This window comes from Candidatus Polarisedimenticolia bacterium, from assembly GCA_036001465.1.
Taxonomy (GTDB): Bacteria; Acidobacteriota; Polarisedimenticolia; order Gp22-AA2; family Gp22-AA2; genus Gp22-AA3.
In genome coordinates this window covers 1-16,087 of record DASYUH010000071.1, presented here as the reverse complement: position 1 = coordinate 16,087, position 16,087 = coordinate 1, and the positions used below count along the sequence as shown (strand labels likewise).

The 16,087-nt window shown below is 69.3% G+C and carries 13 protein-coding genes; 8 read left to right on the top strand and 5 right to left on the bottom strand.

The features are described from left to right. Position 1: 1 nt before the first annotated feature. Entirely contained in the window at positions 2 to 2,029 is a 2,028-nt protein-coding gene (gene hemE / locus VGV60_13720; GenBank protein ID HEV8702327.1) for a uroporphyrinogen decarboxylase, read from the bottom strand. A gap of 173 nt (positions 2,030 to 2,202) precedes the next feature. On the opposite strand from hemE, the gene VGV60_13715 reads away from it, so the two are divergent. From VGV60_13715 to VGV60_13685, 7 genes are read left to right on the top strand one after another with little or no spacing between them, the layout of a single operon-like run. Continuing rightward, entirely contained in the window at positions 2,203 to 2,727 is a 525-nt protein-coding gene (locus tag VGV60_13715) for an Rrf2 family transcriptional regulator (protein HEV8702326.1), read from the top strand. Continuing rightward, positions 2,727 to 4,175: a Fe-S cluster assembly protein SufB gene (sufB, locus tag VGV60_13710; GenBank protein ID HEV8702325.1), complete on the top strand. Its 1,449-nt coding sequence runs from the start codon at positions 2,727 to 2,729 to the stop codon at positions 4,173 to 4,175. Before VGV60_13715 ends, sufB begins: the two co-directional genes overlap by 1 nt. A gap of 35 nt (positions 4,176 to 4,210) precedes the next feature. Beyond that, entirely contained in the window at positions 4,211 to 4,990 is a 780-nt protein-coding gene (sufC, locus tag VGV60_13705; protein HEV8702324.1) for a Fe-S cluster assembly ATPase SufC, read from the top strand. A 23-nt stretch (positions 4,991 to 5,013) separates the two neighbouring features. Then, entirely contained in the window at positions 5,014 to 6,369 is a 1,356-nt protein-coding gene (gene sufD, locus VGV60_13700) for a Fe-S cluster assembly protein SufD (GenBank protein ID HEV8702323.1), read from the top strand. Further along, positions 6,366 to 7,652 carry a cysteine desulfurase gene (locus VGV60_13695; GenBank protein ID HEV8702322.1) on the top strand — a complete coding sequence of 429 codons (1,287 nt, stop codon included), beginning with the start codon at positions 6,366 to 6,368 and terminating at the stop codon, positions 7,650 to 7,652. The genes sufD and VGV60_13695 overlap by 4 nt, the downstream gene beginning before the upstream one ends. After that, a complete protein-coding gene (locus tag VGV60_13690; GenBank protein HEV8702321.1) occupies positions 7,649 to 8,104 on the top strand; it encodes an SUF system NifU family Fe-S cluster assembly protein in 456 nt (151 codons plus the stop codon). The genes VGV60_13695 and VGV60_13690 overlap by 4 nt, the downstream gene beginning before the upstream one ends. 31 nt (positions 8,105 to 8,135) lie before the next feature. Further along, positions 8,136 to 8,495 (top strand): SUF system Fe-S cluster assembly protein, encoded by a 360-nt coding sequence (locus tag VGV60_13685; protein HEV8702320.1) that lies wholly within the window; start codon positions 8,136 to 8,138, stop codon positions 8,493 to 8,495. 28 nt (positions 8,496 to 8,523) lie between these two features. Here the strand turns inward: VGV60_13685 and VGV60_13680 are convergent, their stop codons facing one another. Continuing rightward, complete coding sequence (locus tag VGV60_13680) at positions 8,524 to 9,780, bottom strand: aromatic ring-hydroxylating dioxygenase subunit alpha (GenBank protein HEV8702319.1); 1,257 nt, start codon at positions 9,778 to 9,780, stop codon at positions 8,524 to 8,526. Between the two features lie 136 nt (positions 9,781 to 9,916). Between VGV60_13680 and VGV60_13675 the strand changes: the two genes are divergently transcribed. Continuing rightward, a complete protein-coding gene (locus VGV60_13675) occupies positions 9,917 to 11,140 on the top strand; it encodes a pyridoxal phosphate-dependent aminotransferase (GenBank protein HEV8702318.1) in 1,224 nt (407 codons plus the stop codon). An 80-nt stretch (positions 11,141 to 11,220) separates the two neighbouring features. On the opposite strand, the gene VGV60_13670 is transcribed toward VGV60_13675, so the two are convergent. The 3 genes from VGV60_13670 to VGV60_13660 form a co-directional block, all read right to left on the bottom strand. Continuing rightward, entirely contained in the window at positions 11,221 to 12,408 is a 1,188-nt protein-coding gene (locus tag VGV60_13670) for a trypsin-like peptidase domain-containing protein (protein ID HEV8702317.1), read from the bottom strand. A gap of 205 nt (positions 12,409 to 12,613) precedes the next feature. After that, a complete protein-coding gene (locus tag VGV60_13665) occupies positions 12,614 to 12,874 on the bottom strand; it encodes a hypothetical protein (protein HEV8702316.1) in 261 nt (86 codons plus the stop codon). A gap of 19 nt (positions 12,875 to 12,893) precedes the next feature. Further along, positions 12,894 to 15,677 (bottom strand): multiheme c-type cytochrome, encoded by a 2,784-nt coding sequence (locus VGV60_13660; protein HEV8702315.1) that lies wholly within the window; start codon positions 15,675 to 15,677, stop codon positions 12,894 to 12,896. Between the last annotated feature and the right edge of the window lie 410 nt (positions 15,678 to 16,087).

Here is a 16,087-nt window from a genome sequence, read left to right as displayed (position 1 = left end):
CTCAGGCGCCTCCCCATTCGTGCACGGCGTCCACCAGGGCCAGGACATTGTCGAGCGGCGTGTGCGGCAGGATGCCGTGCCCCAGGTTGAAGATGTGGCCGGGCCGCCCGCCGACGCGCCGCAGGAGATCGGTGGCCCGCCTCTGGACCTCCTGACGCGGCGCGAAGAGCAGGGTCGGATCGAGGTTCCCCTGCACCGCGATCTCGCCCAGCCGGTCCCAGCACTCCAGAAGGTCGACGCGCCAATCGAGGCCGATGACGTCCCCCCCCGCTTCCCGGATCAGCGGGAGAAGGCTCGCGGTCTGCGTGCCGAAGTGGATGACCGGCGTCCTGGGAGCGATGGCCTGCACGATGCGCCGCGTGTGCGGCAGGACGAACTCGCGATAGTCGGCCGGCCCGAGGCAGCCGACCCAGGTGTCGAACAGCTGGACCGCCTGCGCCCCGGCGGCGATCTGGGCCCCCAGATATCCGATGGTGATGCGGGAGATCTTCTCCAGGAGGGCGTGCCAGGCGCCGGGGTCCTTCATGAAGAACGACTTGGTCTTCACGTAGTGCGTCGATCCCCCCCCTTCGATCATGTACGAGGCCATGGTGAAGGGGGCGCCCGCGAAGCCGAGGAGCGGCACCTCGGGGGGCAACGCCCGGCGCGTGCGGCGGATCGCCTCGAAGACGAAGCCGACGGACTCTTCGGGATCCGGCTCGCGCAGGCGGTCGACGTCCTCCGGAGTGCGCAGCGGAGGATCGATCGACGGCCCCTCCCCTTTGTTGTACGCCAGGCGGAGGCCGGTCCCCAGGACCGGCAGGAGGAGGTCGGCAAAGATGATGGCGGCGTCCACCCGGAGACGCTCGACCGCGTACACGGTCACCTGGGTCACCAGGTCCGGGTCCTTGCAGATTTCGAGAAACGAGCGATGCGCCCGCACCTGTCGATATTCCCGCATGTAACGCCCGGCCTGGCGCATCAGCCAGATCGGAGTCACGCGGACCGGCTCGCGGCGGCAGGCCCGCATGAACGGGCTGTCACGCAGCGCGTCCTTCTCCCGGCCCGCCTGCGCCGCGCCTCGCGCAGGGACGGCAGCGGCGGCCGACCGCGCCCCTCCGGCACCTCCCGGTCCCCGTGACGGCCCGGTTGCACGCCCGGTCGATCCCCCGCCTCCCGGTCCGCCCGGGGCAGGGCCGCGCGTCTTCTCCTTCAGAATGTCATGGCAGCGCAGGCTCGCCTCGCGCACGAGCGGCCCCATCTTCGGGTGCGACGGCTCGAGGTCGACCGGGATGCCGTGATTGCGCAGGCTTTCGCTGGCGATCGGCCCGACCGATGCGACCACGCCCCGGGCGAGCGCGGCACGCACGCGCTCGTCGAGGCCGCCGTCGCGGGCGACCTGCATGACGTTTTCCACCTGGTTGGCGTTGGTGAACAGGACCACGGGGACCTGGCCGCCGGCCACGGCCTCGAGCGCCTCCCTGAGCGGCGCGACGTCGAGCGGCAGCGCCCAGCGATACACCGGGACGCGCGTCACCACGGCGCCGCGTTCCTTGAGCCCCTGCAGAAGCTCGAGGTTGCTGATGCCGTATTCTTGCACCGCCACCCGCCGTCCGGCGACCGGGGCCCGCTCGTCCAGGGTCTTGAGGATCTCGAGCCAGGTGTTCGGCTCGGGAACGGTGATGCCCGGCTCGAGCCCCATCGATCGCAGGGCCGCGACCGGCTTCGGTCCGCGGCAGACGCGTTGCATTCTGCCAAGGCTCTCCAAGATGCGGTCCCGTGGATGACGCACCTCGAGCGCCTGCACGAGGGTCTTGAGCCCGACACCGGTCAGCAGGATCAGGAGATCGAACTCGCCCGCCAGGAGCTTCTCGCCGAACGCCAGCGCCTCGTGATTCTCCTCCAGGGGGATCTCCCGCATGGAAGGGGCGACCAGCGGCCGGCCGCCGTGGCTCTCGATCAGGCGCGACATCTCGGCCGCCAGGCGGCTCTCGAACGCCCCGACCCGAAGGCCGTCGAACCCTTTGACATCCTGAGTGGTTCCGGACATTCCCCACCCCCCGGGAGCCGCGCCGAAAGGCCCGACCCCCGCGCCATCCTACCAAATAGCCCTTGCGCCGCCGCCGCGTTCGGCCGAGATTATAGTTGACATATAAGTACATATTTAATAGACTGACTGTCGCCGGCCGAGCGCTTGTCCGGAAGGCCGGGGGAGTTACGAACGTGAAAGTCACCGCCCAGGAAGAATACGGACTCAGGTGCATCCTGCACATCGCCCGCCGCCAGGCGAGCGGCCCGGCCGCGCCGGTCACCCTTGGCGAGATCGCCAGGGAAGAGGGGCTGACCGTGCCGCACGTGGCGAAGCTCATCCGCACCCTGCGCAAGGCGGGGCTGGTCAAGAGCGTCCTCGGACGGATGGGGGGCTACTCCCTGACGCGAAGCGCCGGCCAGACCAGCGTGGCCGAGGTCCTGGCGGCGCTCGGCGGCGGCCGGCTGTACGACACGGACTACTGCGAGAGGCATTCCGGGGATCGCAAGATCTGCACCCACATGGGGGACTGCTCCATCCGCTCCCTGTGGGGCGTCCTGGAGGTGCTGCTCGACAGGGTCCTGCGCCGGACCATGCTCTCCGAGCTCGTCAGCACGGAGAAGAAGATGCACGCGGTCCTCGACGAAAGGGCGCCGGTCGCCTGCGCCTCGGGGGCCGCGGCGAACCACTGCGTCGACTGCGGGCAGGGAGGCCGGTGATGGCCCCCCGCTCGGCCAAGGCGCTCGAAGACCTCACGAAAGGGGAGTACAAGTACGGCTTCGTCACCGACATCGAAGCCGAGACGGTGCCGCGCGGGCTCAACGAGGAGATCATCCGCGCCATCTCGGCCAAGAAGAACGAGCCCCCGTTCATGCTGGAGTGGCGGCTGAAGGCGTACCGGCACTGGCTGACGATGACCGAGCCCACCTGGGCGAACGTCCATTACCCGAAGATCGACTACCAGGACATCATCTATTACTCCGCCCCGAAGCTGAAGAAGCAGGTGTCGAGCCTCGAGGAGATCGATCCCGAGCTCCTGAAGACCTACGAGAAGCTGGGGATCTCCCTGGGGGAGCAGAAGCGGCTGTCCGGGGTGGCGGTGGACGCGGTGTTCGACAGCGTCTCGGTGGCGACGACGTTCAAGGACAAGCTCAAGGAGCTCGGGATCATCTTCTGCTCGTTCTCCGAGGCGGTCCTGGAGCACCCGGACCTGGTGCAGAGGTACCTCGGGTCGGTGGTGCCGCACAACGACAACTTCTTCGCGGCGCTCAACTCGGCGGTGTTCAGCGACGGATCGTTCGCCTACATCCCGAAAGGGGTGCGCTGCCCCATGGAGCTGTCGACCTACTTCCGCATCAACGCCGCCGACACCGGCCAGTTCGAGCGCACGCTCATCATCGCGGACGAGGGGGCCACGGTCTCCTACCTCGAGGGGTGCACGGCGCCGATGCGCGACACCAACCAGCTGCACGCCGCGGTCGTCGAGCTGGTCGCCCTGAAGGACGCCACACTCAAGTACTCGACCGTGCAGAACTGGTACCCCGGGGACAAGCAGGGGAAGGGGGGCATCTACAACTTCGTCACGAAGCGCGGCAAGTGCCTGGGCCAGAACTCGAAGATCTCCTGGACCCAGGTCGAGACCGGCTCGGCCATCACGTGGAAGTACCCCTCCTGCATCCTGCAGGGGGACAACTCCATCGGCGAGTTCTACTCGGTCGCGGTGACCAACAACTACCAGCAGGCCGACACCGGCACCAAGATGATCCACATCGGCCGGAACACCAGGAGCACGATCATCTCGAAGGGGATCTCGGCCGGCCACGGCCAGAACACGTACCGCGGCATGGTGAAGATCATGAAGGGGGCCGCCGGGGCGCGCAACTACTCGCAGTGCGACTCGCTCCTGATGGGGAGCACCTGCGGCGCCCACACCTTCCCCTACATCGAGGTCAAGAACAGCACGGCGAAGCTCGAGCACGAGGCGTCGACGTCCAAGATCGGCGAGGACCAGCTGTTCTACTGCCGGCAGCGCGGCCTCAAGCCGGAGGACGCCGTCTCGATGATCGTCAACGGCTTCTGCAAGGAGGTCTTCCGCGAGCTGCCGATGGAGTTCGCGGTGGAGGCGCAGAAGCTCCTCGGCGTCAGCCTCGAGGGCAGCGTCGGCTGATCGATCGCATCGCAGCGGGAGACGGGGAGACACGCATGCTTCAGATCCGGGATCTGCACGCGCGGGCGGGCGGCAAGGACATCCTGAAGGGGATCGACCTGGAGGTCCGCGCGGGCGAAGTGCACGCCATCATGGGGCCGAACGGCTCGGGCAAGAGCACGCTCGCCAACGTCCTGGCCGGGCGCGAGACCGTCGAGGTCACGCGGGGCGGGGTGCAGTACCGGGACAAGGACCTCCTCGCCATGCCCCCGGAGGAGCGCGCCTGGGAAGGGGTGTTCCTCGCCTTCCAGTATCCGGTCGAGATCCCGGGCGTGAGCACGATGTACCTGCTCAAGGCCGGGCTGAACGCCATCCGCAAGCACCGCGGGCTGCCGGAGCTGGACGCCATCGAGTTCCTGGCGATGATCAAGGAGAAGATGAAGCTGGTGGAGATCGATCAGAGCTTCCTCAACCGGGCGGTGAACGAGGGGTTCTCCGGCGGGGAGAAGAAGCGCAACGAGATCCTGCAGATGGCGGTCCTGGACCCGGCCCTGTCCATCCTCGACGAGACCGACAGCGGTCTCGACATCGACGCGCTCAGGGTGGTGGCGAACGGCGTGAACGCGCTGCGCTCCAAGGACCGCTCGATGCTGGTGATCACGCACTACCAGCGCCTTCTGAACTACATCGTGCCCGACCGGGTGCACGTCCTGTCGAACGGCCGCATCGTGCGGTCGGGGGGCAAGGAGCTGGCGCTCGAGCTCGAGTCGAAGGGGTACGCCGGGATCGAAGGGCAGGCCGCGGGCGCCCCCGCCGGCGCCCGGCCGACCGCCTGAGCCCCGGGAACGCGGAGGGAGCCATGGCCGAACGGAGCCTGCTGGACGAAGCGAAGGAGCGCTACCTGGGGGACTTCGCGCGCCTCGAGGTGGAGTCGCCCGCGCACCGGCGCTCCTGGACTCAGGATCTGCGGCGGGGTGCTCTGGGGCGCTTCGCGGCCGCCGGCTTCCCCACACCTCGCCAGGAGGAGTGGCGCAAGACCGGCATCCTGCCGATCCTGAAGGTCCCGTTCATGACGGAGTCGGCCGGCACCGCCAACGGCTTCACGGCCGACGAGATCGGGCGGTACACCTTCGAGCCCTGGGAGTGCACGCACCTGGTCTTCGTCAACGGGCACTATGCCGCGAAGCTGTCGCGCCTGCGGCCGCTTCCCGCCGGCGTCGTGATCGAGCCGCTGTCGGCGGCGCTCGAGTCGCGGCGGGACGAGATCGAGCCCCACCTGGGGCGCCACGCCGGCGTCGAGGGGCACCCGTTCGCGGCGCTCAACACCGCGTTCATGCAGGACGGCGTGTTCGTCCGGATCCCGGACGGTGTCGTGGTCGAGGAGCCGATTCACCTCCTGTTCATCACCGCCGCGGCGGGCCGGCCGGTGGTGTCGTACCCGCGCAACCTGGTCCTGGCCGGCAAGGGGAGCCGCGCCGCGCTGATCGAGAGCTACGTCGGGCCGCGCCACGATCAGTACTTCACCGACGCGGTGACCGAGATCGTCGCGGGGGAGGACGCCGCCGTCGATCACTACAAGCTGCAGCGCGAGAGCGGGCGCGCCTTCCACGTCGCCCGCGTGCAGGCCGACCTGGGGCGGTATGCCCGGGTGGCCTCCTGGAACATCTCCCTGGGCGCGGAGCTGGCGCGCAGCGACACGCACGTCCTCCTCGGCGCGGACGGCGGCGAGGTGAGGCTGGACGGGCTGTACATCACCGGCGGATCGCAGCACGTCGACAACCACACGCTGATCGATCATGCCAGCCCGCACTGCACCAGCCACGAGCTGTACAAGGGGGTCCTGGACGACCGCTCGCGCGGCGTGTTCGACGGGACGATCATCGTGCGCCAGGACGCCCAGAAGAGCGACGCCCACCAGACGAACAGGAACCTGCTGGTCTCGGAGGAGGCCCTGGTCGACTCGACGCCGCGCCTCCAGATCCTCGCCGACGACGTCAAGTGCACGCACGGCGCGACCATCGGCCAGATCGACGAGGATGCGATGTTCTATCTCAGGACCCGCGCCCTCAGCGAGGAGACCGCCCGCAACCTGCTCATCCAGGCGTTCGTCAGCGAGGTGATCCGCGGGATGCGGATCGAGCCGCTGCGCGCCGGGCTGGAGTGCCTGCTGTTCACCAGGCTCCGCAAGGGGCACGGCGCCGGGGTGGAGCCATGACGGCCCCGGCCGACCTGCGCGCCCCGCGGCCTCGCGGCGGCGCGGATCTCCGCGGCGCGCCGGGGCCGTTCGACGTGGGGCGCGTGCGCCGGGACTTCCCGATCCTCGATCAGAAGGTGTTCGGGAAGCCGCTGATCTATCTCGACAACGCCGCCACGGCGCAGAAGCCGCGGGCCGTCCTCGACGCCCTCGCGCGCTACTACACGCAGGACAACTCCAACATCCACCGCGGCCTGCACCAGCTGAGCGAGCGGGCGACCGCCGCCTACGAGGAGGCGCGGTCGAAGGTGCGGCGCTTCGTCAACGCGGAGCGCGACGCCGAGATCGTCTTCGTGCGCGGCACGACCGAGGCGATCAACCTGGTGGCGCAGAGCTGCGGCCGGGCTCGCGTCGGGCCGGGGGACGAGGTGCTCATCACCGCGATGGAGCACCACTCGAACATCGTGCCCTGGCAGATGCTGTGCGAGGAGAAGGGGGCGCGCCTGCGCGTCGCCCCGATAGGCGACGACGGGGAACTACTGACCGGCGAGTTCGAGAAGCTCCTGGGGCCGCGGACGCGCCTCGTGTCGATGGCCCACGTCTCCAACGCCCTGGGCACCATCAACCCGGTGAAGCGCCTGGTCGAGATGGCCCACCGGCACGGCGCCCTGGTGCTCCTGGACGGCGCCCAGGCCGCGCCGCACCTGACGATCGACGTGCGGGATCTCGACTGCGACTTCTACGCCCTGTCGGGGCACAAAGTGTTCGGACCGACCGGCATCGGCGTGCTGTACGGCAGGGAGCGGCTGCTCGAGGAGATGCCGCCCTGGCAGGGGGGCGGCGACATGATCGCCTCCGTCACCTTCGAGAAGACGATCTACAACCGCCTGCCCCACAAGTTCGAGGCGGGCACGCCGCACATCGCGGGGGTGATCGGCCTGGGGGCCGCCCTCGACTACCTGGAGTCGATCGATCGCGCGGCCTGCCGGGCCCACGAGGACGACGTCCTCGCCCATGCCACGCGGTCGATCGCCGCGCTGCCGCGGGTGCGGCTCGTGGGCACCGCCCGGGAGAAGACCGGCGTCCTGTCGTTCGTCGTCGACGGGGTCCACCCGCACGACATCGGCACCATCCTGGACCGCGAGGGGATTGCCATCCGCGCGGGGCACCACTGCGCGCAGCCGCTGATGGATCGCTTCGGCGTGCCGGCGACCGCGCGCGCCTCGTTCGCCCTGTACAACACGCGGGAGGAGGTCGACGCACTCGCCGCGGGGGTCCGCCGGGTCCTGGAGGTGTTCCGGTGAACGCGCCGGACCTGGGGGATCTCTACCAGGAGGTCATCCTCGACCACAACCGGCAGCCGCGCAATTTCGGGACGCTGCCCGGGGCGAACCGCGTGGCGGAGGGGTTCAATCCGCTGTGCGGCGACCGCGTGACGGTGGAACTTCGAATGGAGGACGGCATCCTGAAGGACGTCCGCTTTCAGGGATCGGGCTGCGCCATCTCCAAGGCGTCCGCGTCGATGATGACGGAGAGCATGAAGGGCAGGACGCGCGCCGAGGCCGAGGCGCTGTTCCAGCAGTTCCACCGCCTGCTGACGGGGGAGCCGGCGGCGCCGGACGAGGCGGCGCTGGGAAAGCTCGTGGTGTTCTCGGGAGTCAAGGAGTTTCCCGTGCGGGTCAAGTGCGCGACGCTCGCTTGGCACACGTTGCGGTCCGCCCTCGAAAACGGGCGCGGGATCGCGACCACGGAGTGAGCGGGCGCCGCGAGGAAGGAGTCGACCGGTCATGAGCGAAGCCGAGAAGGGCACGGACGTCCCCCTGGACGGCCTCAAGCCGCCCGAGGAGATCCGCCAACGAGTCATCGAGGCCCTGCAGACCTGCTTCGATCCCGAGATCCCCGTCAATATCTACGAGCTCGGGCTGGTCTACGGCATCGACGTGGACGAGGGGAAGGGGGAGGTGAAGCTCCAGATGACCCTGACGTCCCCGGCCTGCCCGGTGGCGGGATCGCTGCCGCCCGAGGTCGAGGCCAAGATCCGCGCCATCCCCGGCGTCAACCAGGCCAGGGTCGACGTCGTCTGGGATCCCCCGTGGACTCCCGAGAAGATGTCCGAGGCGGCGAAGCTCACGCTCGGGATGCTCTAGAAGCGCGGCCGGATACCCGGACAGGCTCCTAAGAGCCGGTCCGACGGAGAGTCGGCTCGGTCCTGCCGGCCAGACGATCCGCGACGAAGTTGTCGAAGATGTGCACCATCCACTCGAGGGAGCTCAGGCGCCCCTTGGTGTACCCGCCCGACTGCGTTCCCTTGTAGGCCAGCTCGCACACCTTCCAGTCCTGCCGGTTGGTCAGATCCCAGAAGTCCACGGCGTCGGACGGGTCGAAGCCCGGCTTCGCGACCTCGTCCCGGTCGAACAGGAACTCGCAGACGATCTCGCTCCGCCCCGTCCCGTCCGGCCAGATGGTATGGGTCATCACATAGTCCGGGTGCAGGCTCAGGAGCATGTTCGGATAGACGATGTAATAGTGGATCCGCCGGTGATCCTCGGGGGTGATCCCCTTGAACGGCGGCCGGTTGCTCTTGCCGGAGAGCGACATGGTCTGGTACTCGTCCTTGCGCAGGTCCATCCAGCCCCCGACGGTGGCCTGGTTGACCAGGTCGGTCTCGCCGCTGGTGTAGTGCGAGACCTTGTTCAGCTCGGGGTGGATCAGGGCGCAGTGGTAGCACTCCGAGTAGTTCTCGGCCAGCATCTTCCAGTTCGTGGCGACCGTGTAGTCGATCCGCTTGCCGCGGCGCAGCCCGCCCATGCCGTAGCGCGCGAACTTGGTCCCCATGTCGCCCAGGAACTCCATCAGGCCGGGCCCCTCGTTCGAGAAGTTGATGAACAGGAAGCCGTCCCAGCGCTCGAGCCGCACGCGATTCAGGCCGAATTTCGCCTTGTCGAAATCGCGGGCGTCCTCCATGTGCGGCGCCACGCGCAGCGCGCCGTCAAGGCCGTACGTCCAGGCGTGGTACGGGCACTGCACGTGCTTCAGTCCGGATCCCGAGGGCTCCGAGAGCAGGCGCGAGCCGCGGTGCCGGCAGACGTTGTGGAAGGCGTTGACGGCGCCGCCCGCGTCGCGCACCACGACGACGCTCTCGTCGCCGACCGTGCGGGTCAGGTAGTCCCCCGGCTTCCCGATGTCCTCCTCGCGCCCGACGCACAGCCACATCCTGGAGAACATGGCCTGCAGCTCCAGCGCGTAGATGGCCGGGTCGTGGTAGAAGCGGGCGGGGAGGGTGGAGGCCTCCTGGAGCGGCCGGCGGACGGAGGCGAGCTCGCGCTCGACCTCGGCGGGACTCAACGGCACCGGGCCGGCGGCCCACACCTGCGCCGCGCCACCACGAATCGTGTCCGTGCCAGGGGTCCTGCTGTCGAGAGCGTTGGCCATGGGAGCCTCCTGTGCCTGCGAGAGGACGAAAGTATACCGGCGCCGCGCGCCCCGCGCAAGATAAATGAAACGGTAGCGCGCATAGTGAAACCCTCTCCTCGCCGTCCTCGCGGCCCCGCCGCGTATACTGCGCGGGATGTTCTCGCGCCGCCTGCAGTGGCCGTACCCGGCGAACCGCCTGTCGCGCATCCTCGAAGAGAAGCGGGCGCGCCGCGCGGCCGTCCTCGACCTCACCGAGTCCAATCCCACCCGCGTCGGGCTCGGCTACCCGGAGGAGGCGATCGCGGAGGCGCTCCGCGACGCCGCCGCTCCCGGCTACGACCCGGAGCCGCGAGGCCTCGAGGAGGCGCGCGCCGCGATCGCGGCGTGGCACGCGGCGCAGCGCGGGCTGCCGGTCGATCCGGGCCGCATCGTCCTGACGGCGGGCACCAGCGAGGCGTATTCGTATCTCTTCAAGCTCCTGGCCGATCCCGGCGACTCCGTCCTCGTGCCGCGCCCCAGCTACCCGCTGTTCGATTACCTCGCGGCGCTCGACGGCGTGCGGGTGGCGGCGTACCCGCTGCAGCACGACGCCGATCGCTGGTCGCTCGATTTCGAGGCCCTCGAACGGTGCGGCACGAGCGGAGGTCCGCCCCCCCGGGCCATCGTCCTGGTGAACCCGAACAACCCGACCGGCTCGGCGCTGCGCGAATCGGAGCGGGTCCAACTTCAGGAGTGGGCCGGGCGTTCCGGCCGCGCCATCATCTCGGACGAGGTGTTCCTCGATTTCCTGGACGAGCCGGACGGTGGCCGGGGCGCGGCGTCGGGTGGTCGCATCGTGTCCATCCTCCCCGCGGACGGCGGCGCGGGCCGGGACCGGCCGCTCCAGTTCGCGCTCGGCGGACTGTCGAAATCGTGCGGGCTGCCGCAGATGAAGCTCGGGTGGATCGTGGTGGACGGACCCGACGCCACGGTCGGTGAGGCCCTCGAGCGTCTCGACCTGATCGCCGACACCTACCTGTCGGTCGGCACGCCGGTGCAGCGGGCCGCGGCGCGGCTCCTCCAGATCGGCGAGTCGATCCGGGCCCTCATCCAGGCCCGGCTCCGCCTGAACCTCGGGGCGCTGCGTGCTGCGGTCGCCGCGGTTCCGTCATGCCGGCTTCTGGGGCGGGACGGCGGCTGGTACGCGGTCGTCCAGATACCGGCGGTCGTTCCGGAGGAGGAACGGGTCGTCGCCCTCCTGGCGGAGGACGACTTGCTGGTGCACCCGGGCTTCTTCTTCGACTTTCCGAGGGAGGCGTACCTGGTGCTGAGCCTTCTCCCCGAACCGGAAGCGTTCCGGGAGGCGGTCCGTCGCATCCTCGCCCGCGTCGAGGGCTGAACCGGGGAGCCTGAAAAATGAAGGGCCGCCCGGGCGGGCGGCCCTTCCCCCCATTCAGCCGGATCCTTCTGAACGGCGCCTCAGTTCGAGGCGCAGCTCAGGAGCGAGCCGGCGTCGGCACAGATTCTCGAAAACGCCGTGCCCGAGTTCAGGCACGGATTGCTGCTCACGCCGCCGTAGTGGTGCAGCGCGATGGCGTGGGAGGTGTTCGGATCGGTGATCGCCGAGCCGGACGAGCCCCCCTCGCTGTCGCAGGCGTAGCCGGTCTGGCTGCCGGTGGCCGACTGGCCGTACGTCGCGTTGATGGTGTTGACATGGCAGCTCGTCGTGTGCGCCGAGTCCTCCCAGTAGCCGATCTTTTTCTGGTTGCCGCCGCCGTGCTGGATGAACCAGATCAGATCGTTGATGGCGACACTCTTGGTCGTCCCCTGGATCTCGCCCCAGGTCGCTTCGGGGTTCCCCTGCAGGGTCAGGAGGGTGTAGTCGAGCCCCCCCTTGTTCCCCCGCCTCTTCTCTGTGTTCGTCTTGAGGAACGTGCCGCCTGCATAGTCGGTGGTCGGGGCGTCCGTATTGCCGGTGCAGGTGGTCTTCTGGTAGTTGAACTTGGCCTGCAGCGAGGACGTTTCGGTCTGGGTGCTGATGCAGTGATTGTTGGTGATCAGCGTGCTCGAATTGGATCCGGCGATCAATTCGCCCGTGCAGAGGAACATGGAGCCACCGCTGGCGAACAGCAGACGGGCCGTCGGGTTCGCGGCCGCGCTGGCCTCCGGGTGGCAGGCGATGTTCTCGCGGCCGTCCGTGCCGCACACCACCTCCGGGATCGGGCCGTTCTTCGGTCCCAGCCCGACCGTGCCGTGGCCGACGGCGTCAATCTCGTAGCCGTGGCCGGCGCCGCGGCCGCCGTGGATCCTGACCACCGCCGTGTCGCCGTCGACGGCGAACGCCCAGATGGCGCCGTCGTTGTGCGGTCCGCGGCCGGTATAGGTCCAGGTCTGCAGGCTGTCCGGGCTCGAAACCGTCAGGTAGTCCCCCGGAGCGAGGTTCACGTTCTTGAAGTGCACGCGGACGAACTCGGCGCCCGGGGAGATCACGGTGTCGGTCCAGACGACGGGGCGGGCTTCCGTTCCAAGCGGGTACGGATGGGGCGTCTCGGCGCGATACGGCCGCACCTCTCCGACCTTGAGCTTCCCTTGCGCGAACCCCTGGGCGCCGGACAAAAGGACCAGGACTGCGACCACGACGGCACAGCGGAAGAGCAGGCGGCTCATGCACCCTCCCAACGCTGGGGGGCCTCGCCATGCCGCTCGCACCACGCTCGCACCACGGCGGGACCGACGCAGACTCGCGGGATCCGGAGCGCACGGACCACGCCGCCCGGAACCCGGATACGCTTCCCTGATGTTGTTATGACCGACGCAATGACAGTACGGCAGCGTTCTTATACGACCACCACCCGGACCCTGTCAAGGAGAACTAGAGGCACTTGCTGGTCTGGCAGCCGCCGCCCGACAAGGTGCAATAGAAGCCGTGATCGGAACGGCAACCCTTCTTGCCGCCACAGGAGTCGTTCGGACAGTTGATCGGGACGGCGTACGCCGCGCCGACCGAGACGGTCGACAGCGCGGAGGCGTACGGGTTGCCGGCCGGCTGGGGCGCCACGAGCGCCACCTGGACAAGGGCGACGACGGCGATCAGGGCCACGAACCTCAGAGCGAATCGCAGGGCCTTGCGCATCGCGGGCCTCCTTCGTGGGTTACTCGAAGTAGTCATGCTTCACCTTCGGGAGGCGCTCATTATAGACGAAATGGTCGGAATGATCGGGGGTGTGGCATTCGAGACAGACCGAGGCCGGCACGGCGCGGCGGATGTTCGTGGTCGCGGGGGCGGTGGCATGCTCCCCCCCGGGACCGTGGCAGACCTCGCACTGCACGTTGGCCAGCGCTTCGGTGGGGGCTCCCAGGCGGTATCCGTGAGGAGTGCCGAACCCGACGACGTGGCAGGCGACGCACTTGGGCTGGAAATGGCGGTGCCGATCGAGGAGCGTCTTGAAGGCCGAGGCGTGCGGCGTCCGCCGCCACTGCGCCATCTCCGGAGCGTGGCACTCGGCGCAGGCGGCGGCGCCGACGTAGGTCCCGTTCAGCCGCGCCGGGTCTCCGGCGAATAGGGGCGGCACGGACTCCTGTGCGGCGGCCTCCTTCCCGACCCGGTCGTAGAAGAGGTCCAGGGCCCGGCGCACCCGCGGGTCGTCCGGGGTGTCCTCGTAGAGCCAATGGTCCTCGAACTCGGCCGCGGCGATCCGCCCCTGCGCGTCCAGGCCGAGGCGCACGCTCACGAGACCGTACCGCGAGAGGCTCGAATACGCCACGAGCGTCCGGCCGATGAACCCCGGCCCGTCCTCCTGATGGACGTGGTCGGAGCGGTCCTCCTGCCGGGCCAGCGCCTGGTTGTCGCTCGAGACGATGGCGTCGAGTCCGGCGACGGTGGCGGCGGCGCGGCGCGCCGTGTAGGGGGAGAGTCGCCCGAGGGCGACGACCAGATCGGCCTTTCCCCTGAGCGCCTTGGTCTCGCGGGCGAGCGTCTCGATCGGATCCGCGAACGTCAGGGCGCGGGAGTTCTCCTCGAACAGCCCCGGCGCCGCCTTGCCCGCGGGCGGCTCGAAGATGCCGATCAATCCCAGGCGAATCCCTCCCGAACGCAGGACGAGCGACCCCGGGGCGATGGGCCGGCCGTCCCGCAGGATGTTCGCGGCGAGGTAGGGGGTCTTGAGGAGGCGTGTCTGCTCACGGAAGTAATCGAGCCCGAGCGTCAGCTCGGTGGTGCCGATGGCGGACGCCTGGTACCCCATCATGTCGAGAGTCTTCAAGTAGAGGGCCTGCTCCTGCCGCGCCAGGTAGTCGAGCTCGATCTGCTTCTCCGGGCGGATGAAGGCCCCTCCGGCGTCGACCAGGAGCGCCCCGGGCTGCCCGGCCCGCAGCCGCGCCAGAGCCGTGGCCCGGCGCGCCACGCCCCCCGACTGGTTGGCTTTGCAGCCGCAATTCTCGAGATACCCCTGCGTGTCTCCGGTCAGGAGCAGGGTGAGGCGGCGCACCACCGGCCCCGCGGCCGGGGACGGCCTTTCACGCGGAAGATCGAGCGTGTACGTCCGCGCCAGGGGGATCATCTCCCTGCCCTGCACGTAACGCGTCCTGAATTCTTCCTTGAAGCCCGGGCGCACCTCGGGAACGGCCGGCCAGAAGGAGGAGGATCCAGTCGTCCCGAAGACGCGACCGACGACGGCGTCGAGGCTCTCCGCTCCCTGGGTGGCCGACCGCAGCTCGCGATCCAGATGCAGGAGGGCGAACGGGGCCCGACTCTCGGTCTCGACCCGATGCGGGCCCGGCGTGGAGTAAATCGTCTCGAGGTCCGGCTCGATGTGCTGGACCCCGAGAGACACCATGTAGGAGATCGCCAGGCTGCGGGCGATCTCCTCCTCGGGCACCAGCCCGGCCGCGGCCGCCGCCCTCCAGGAATACAGGTTCTCGACCCCGTCCACCAGCCAGAACTCCTCGCTGCGGCTCAACTCGGTCCGGTACGGCGCGTGGCGCACGTAGGCGTCGATCAGGGAGGCGGAGAGATCGCGCAGCCGCTGCGCGGTCAGGGGCGCCAGCGTCCCGCCCTGCCCGGTGGCCCATCCTTCGCCGGCGATCGCGTCGCCGCTCGGGGACCTGGGGAGGATGACGATCCGATACGCCGGCCCCAGGTCCCGATGGAACAGGCCGTGGAGATACCGCACCGCAATCTCGATCGACGCCGCGATCGCGGCCTGCTCGCCGGTGGGAATCGCCGACTCGAAGTCCAGGCTGACGCGGGTGGCCCCGGCGTCGAACGTGCGCTCGCGGAACCGGCCCAGGCCGATGGCGGCCGATACCAGGTGCTCGGCGGCGTAGGCGCCGTCCACGCCGGGGCGCCAGGCGTCTCCGTCCTGCCTGAACGGGACGACCGCGGTCCAGCCGGCGGGCCAATCGACGAAGCGCACGGTGATGTCCCGGAGCGACTCCGCCCGGTCGGGCAGGAGGAAGACACCGCGGCCGACGACGAACCCGAACTCGTTCCCGAGATAGCCGTACGATCGGCCGGTGAATCCCATGTGGGCGTCTCCCTCGCGGCTGCCGGGCTCGACCGTGTACCGGACGGAGATCGACGGGGGGAGTGGCCCCCGCAGGATGAAGCGCGGCAGATCGAGGGTCCGCCTGTCGAGGCGGGCCGTCTCGGTCCCGGCAAGGACGGGCAGGGCGGTCCCGTCCTCCGCGGTCGCGGTCAGGTCGGCGACCTTCATCACGTTCATCGCGGCGAACCCGCGCAGGTCGATCCCTCCCCGCGGCACCCCGCGCATGTCCATCTTGACGGCCAGTCGATCGGGGGGCCCGCCTCCGGAGGACGGCGACACGGTGAACGCGACGGCCGGGGCGCGCCGGCACGCTCCGGTCATCAAGGGCGGCAGGCAGAGCGCGACCAGAGGCAGCAGAACGAACGGGGTTCCGGCGCACCCGTGCGACATGCCGTGTTATCCCCCGCGGGCCGCGCTCCTGTCAACGCTTCCCATAGTGGCGCCGAGAGTGTGGTAGAGCGAAACGTCCGCGGGCAGGATCTGTCCTGGCGCAAGAGTTCACCCGCGAACGGGGCGATGGCCATACTCGGGCGCGGCTCCAGGTTCCAGTGTAAGTTCGATTCTGGCCCGCATCTTGATAGATGCCGGTCATGGACCGCGCCGTCATCGTCGAGTTGGTGCGCCCGGGATCCTTCCTCCCCGCCTTCTGCCCGTGGCCGGAGTGCGCTGAGCACCGGCGACGTACCGGGGTCTTGCGCCATCTTCCCCACGGCTCCTACCGGCGGCGATGCGACGGTCGGGTCGTGCCCCGGTTCCGCTGCCTCTGGTGCGGTCGCACCTTCTCCCAGCAGAGCTTCGCG

What these genes read in the sequence shown, in the direction of transcription:
- hemE (HEV8702327.1), bottom strand. Translation starts at nt 2,029, where the DNA reads ATGTCCGGAACCACTCAGGATGTCAAAGGGTTCGACGGCCTTCGGGTC.
- sufB (HEV8702325.1), top strand. Translation starts at nt 2,727, where the DNA reads ATGGCCCCCCGCTCGGCCAAGGCGCTCGAAGACCTCACGAAAGGGGAG.
- sufC (HEV8702324.1), top strand. Translation starts at nt 4,211, where the DNA reads ATGCTTCAGATCCGGGATCTGCACGCGCGGGCGGGCGGCAAGGACATC.
- sufD (HEV8702323.1), top strand. Translation starts at nt 5,014, where the DNA reads ATGGCCGAACGGAGCCTGCTGGACGAAGCGAAGGAGCGCTACCTGGGG.
- VGV60_13695 (HEV8702322.1), top strand. Translation starts at nt 6,366, where the DNA reads ATGACGGCCCCGGCCGACCTGCGCGCCCCGCGGCCTCGCGGCGGCGCG.
- VGV60_13685 (HEV8702320.1), top strand. Translation starts at nt 8,136, where the DNA reads ATGAGCGAAGCCGAGAAGGGCACGGACGTCCCCCTGGACGGCCTCAAG.
- VGV60_13680 (HEV8702319.1), bottom strand. Translation starts at nt 9,780, where the DNA reads ATGGCCAACGCTCTCGACAGCAGGACCCCTGGCACGGACACGATTCGT.
- VGV60_13675 (HEV8702318.1), top strand. Translation starts at nt 9,917, where the DNA reads ATGTTCTCGCGCCGCCTGCAGTGGCCGTACCCGGCGAACCGCCTGTCG.
- VGV60_13670 (HEV8702317.1), bottom strand. Translation starts at nt 12,408, where the DNA reads ATGAGCCGCCTGCTCTTCCGCTGTGCCGTCGTGGTCGCAGTCCTGGTC.
- VGV60_13665 (HEV8702316.1), bottom strand. Translation starts at nt 12,874, where the DNA reads ATGCGCAAGGCCCTGCGATTCGCTCTGAGGTTCGTGGCCCTGATCGCC.
- VGV60_13660 (HEV8702315.1), bottom strand. Translation starts at nt 15,677, where the DNA reads ATGTCGCACGGGTGCGCCGGAACCCCGTTCGTTCTGCTGCCTCTGGTC.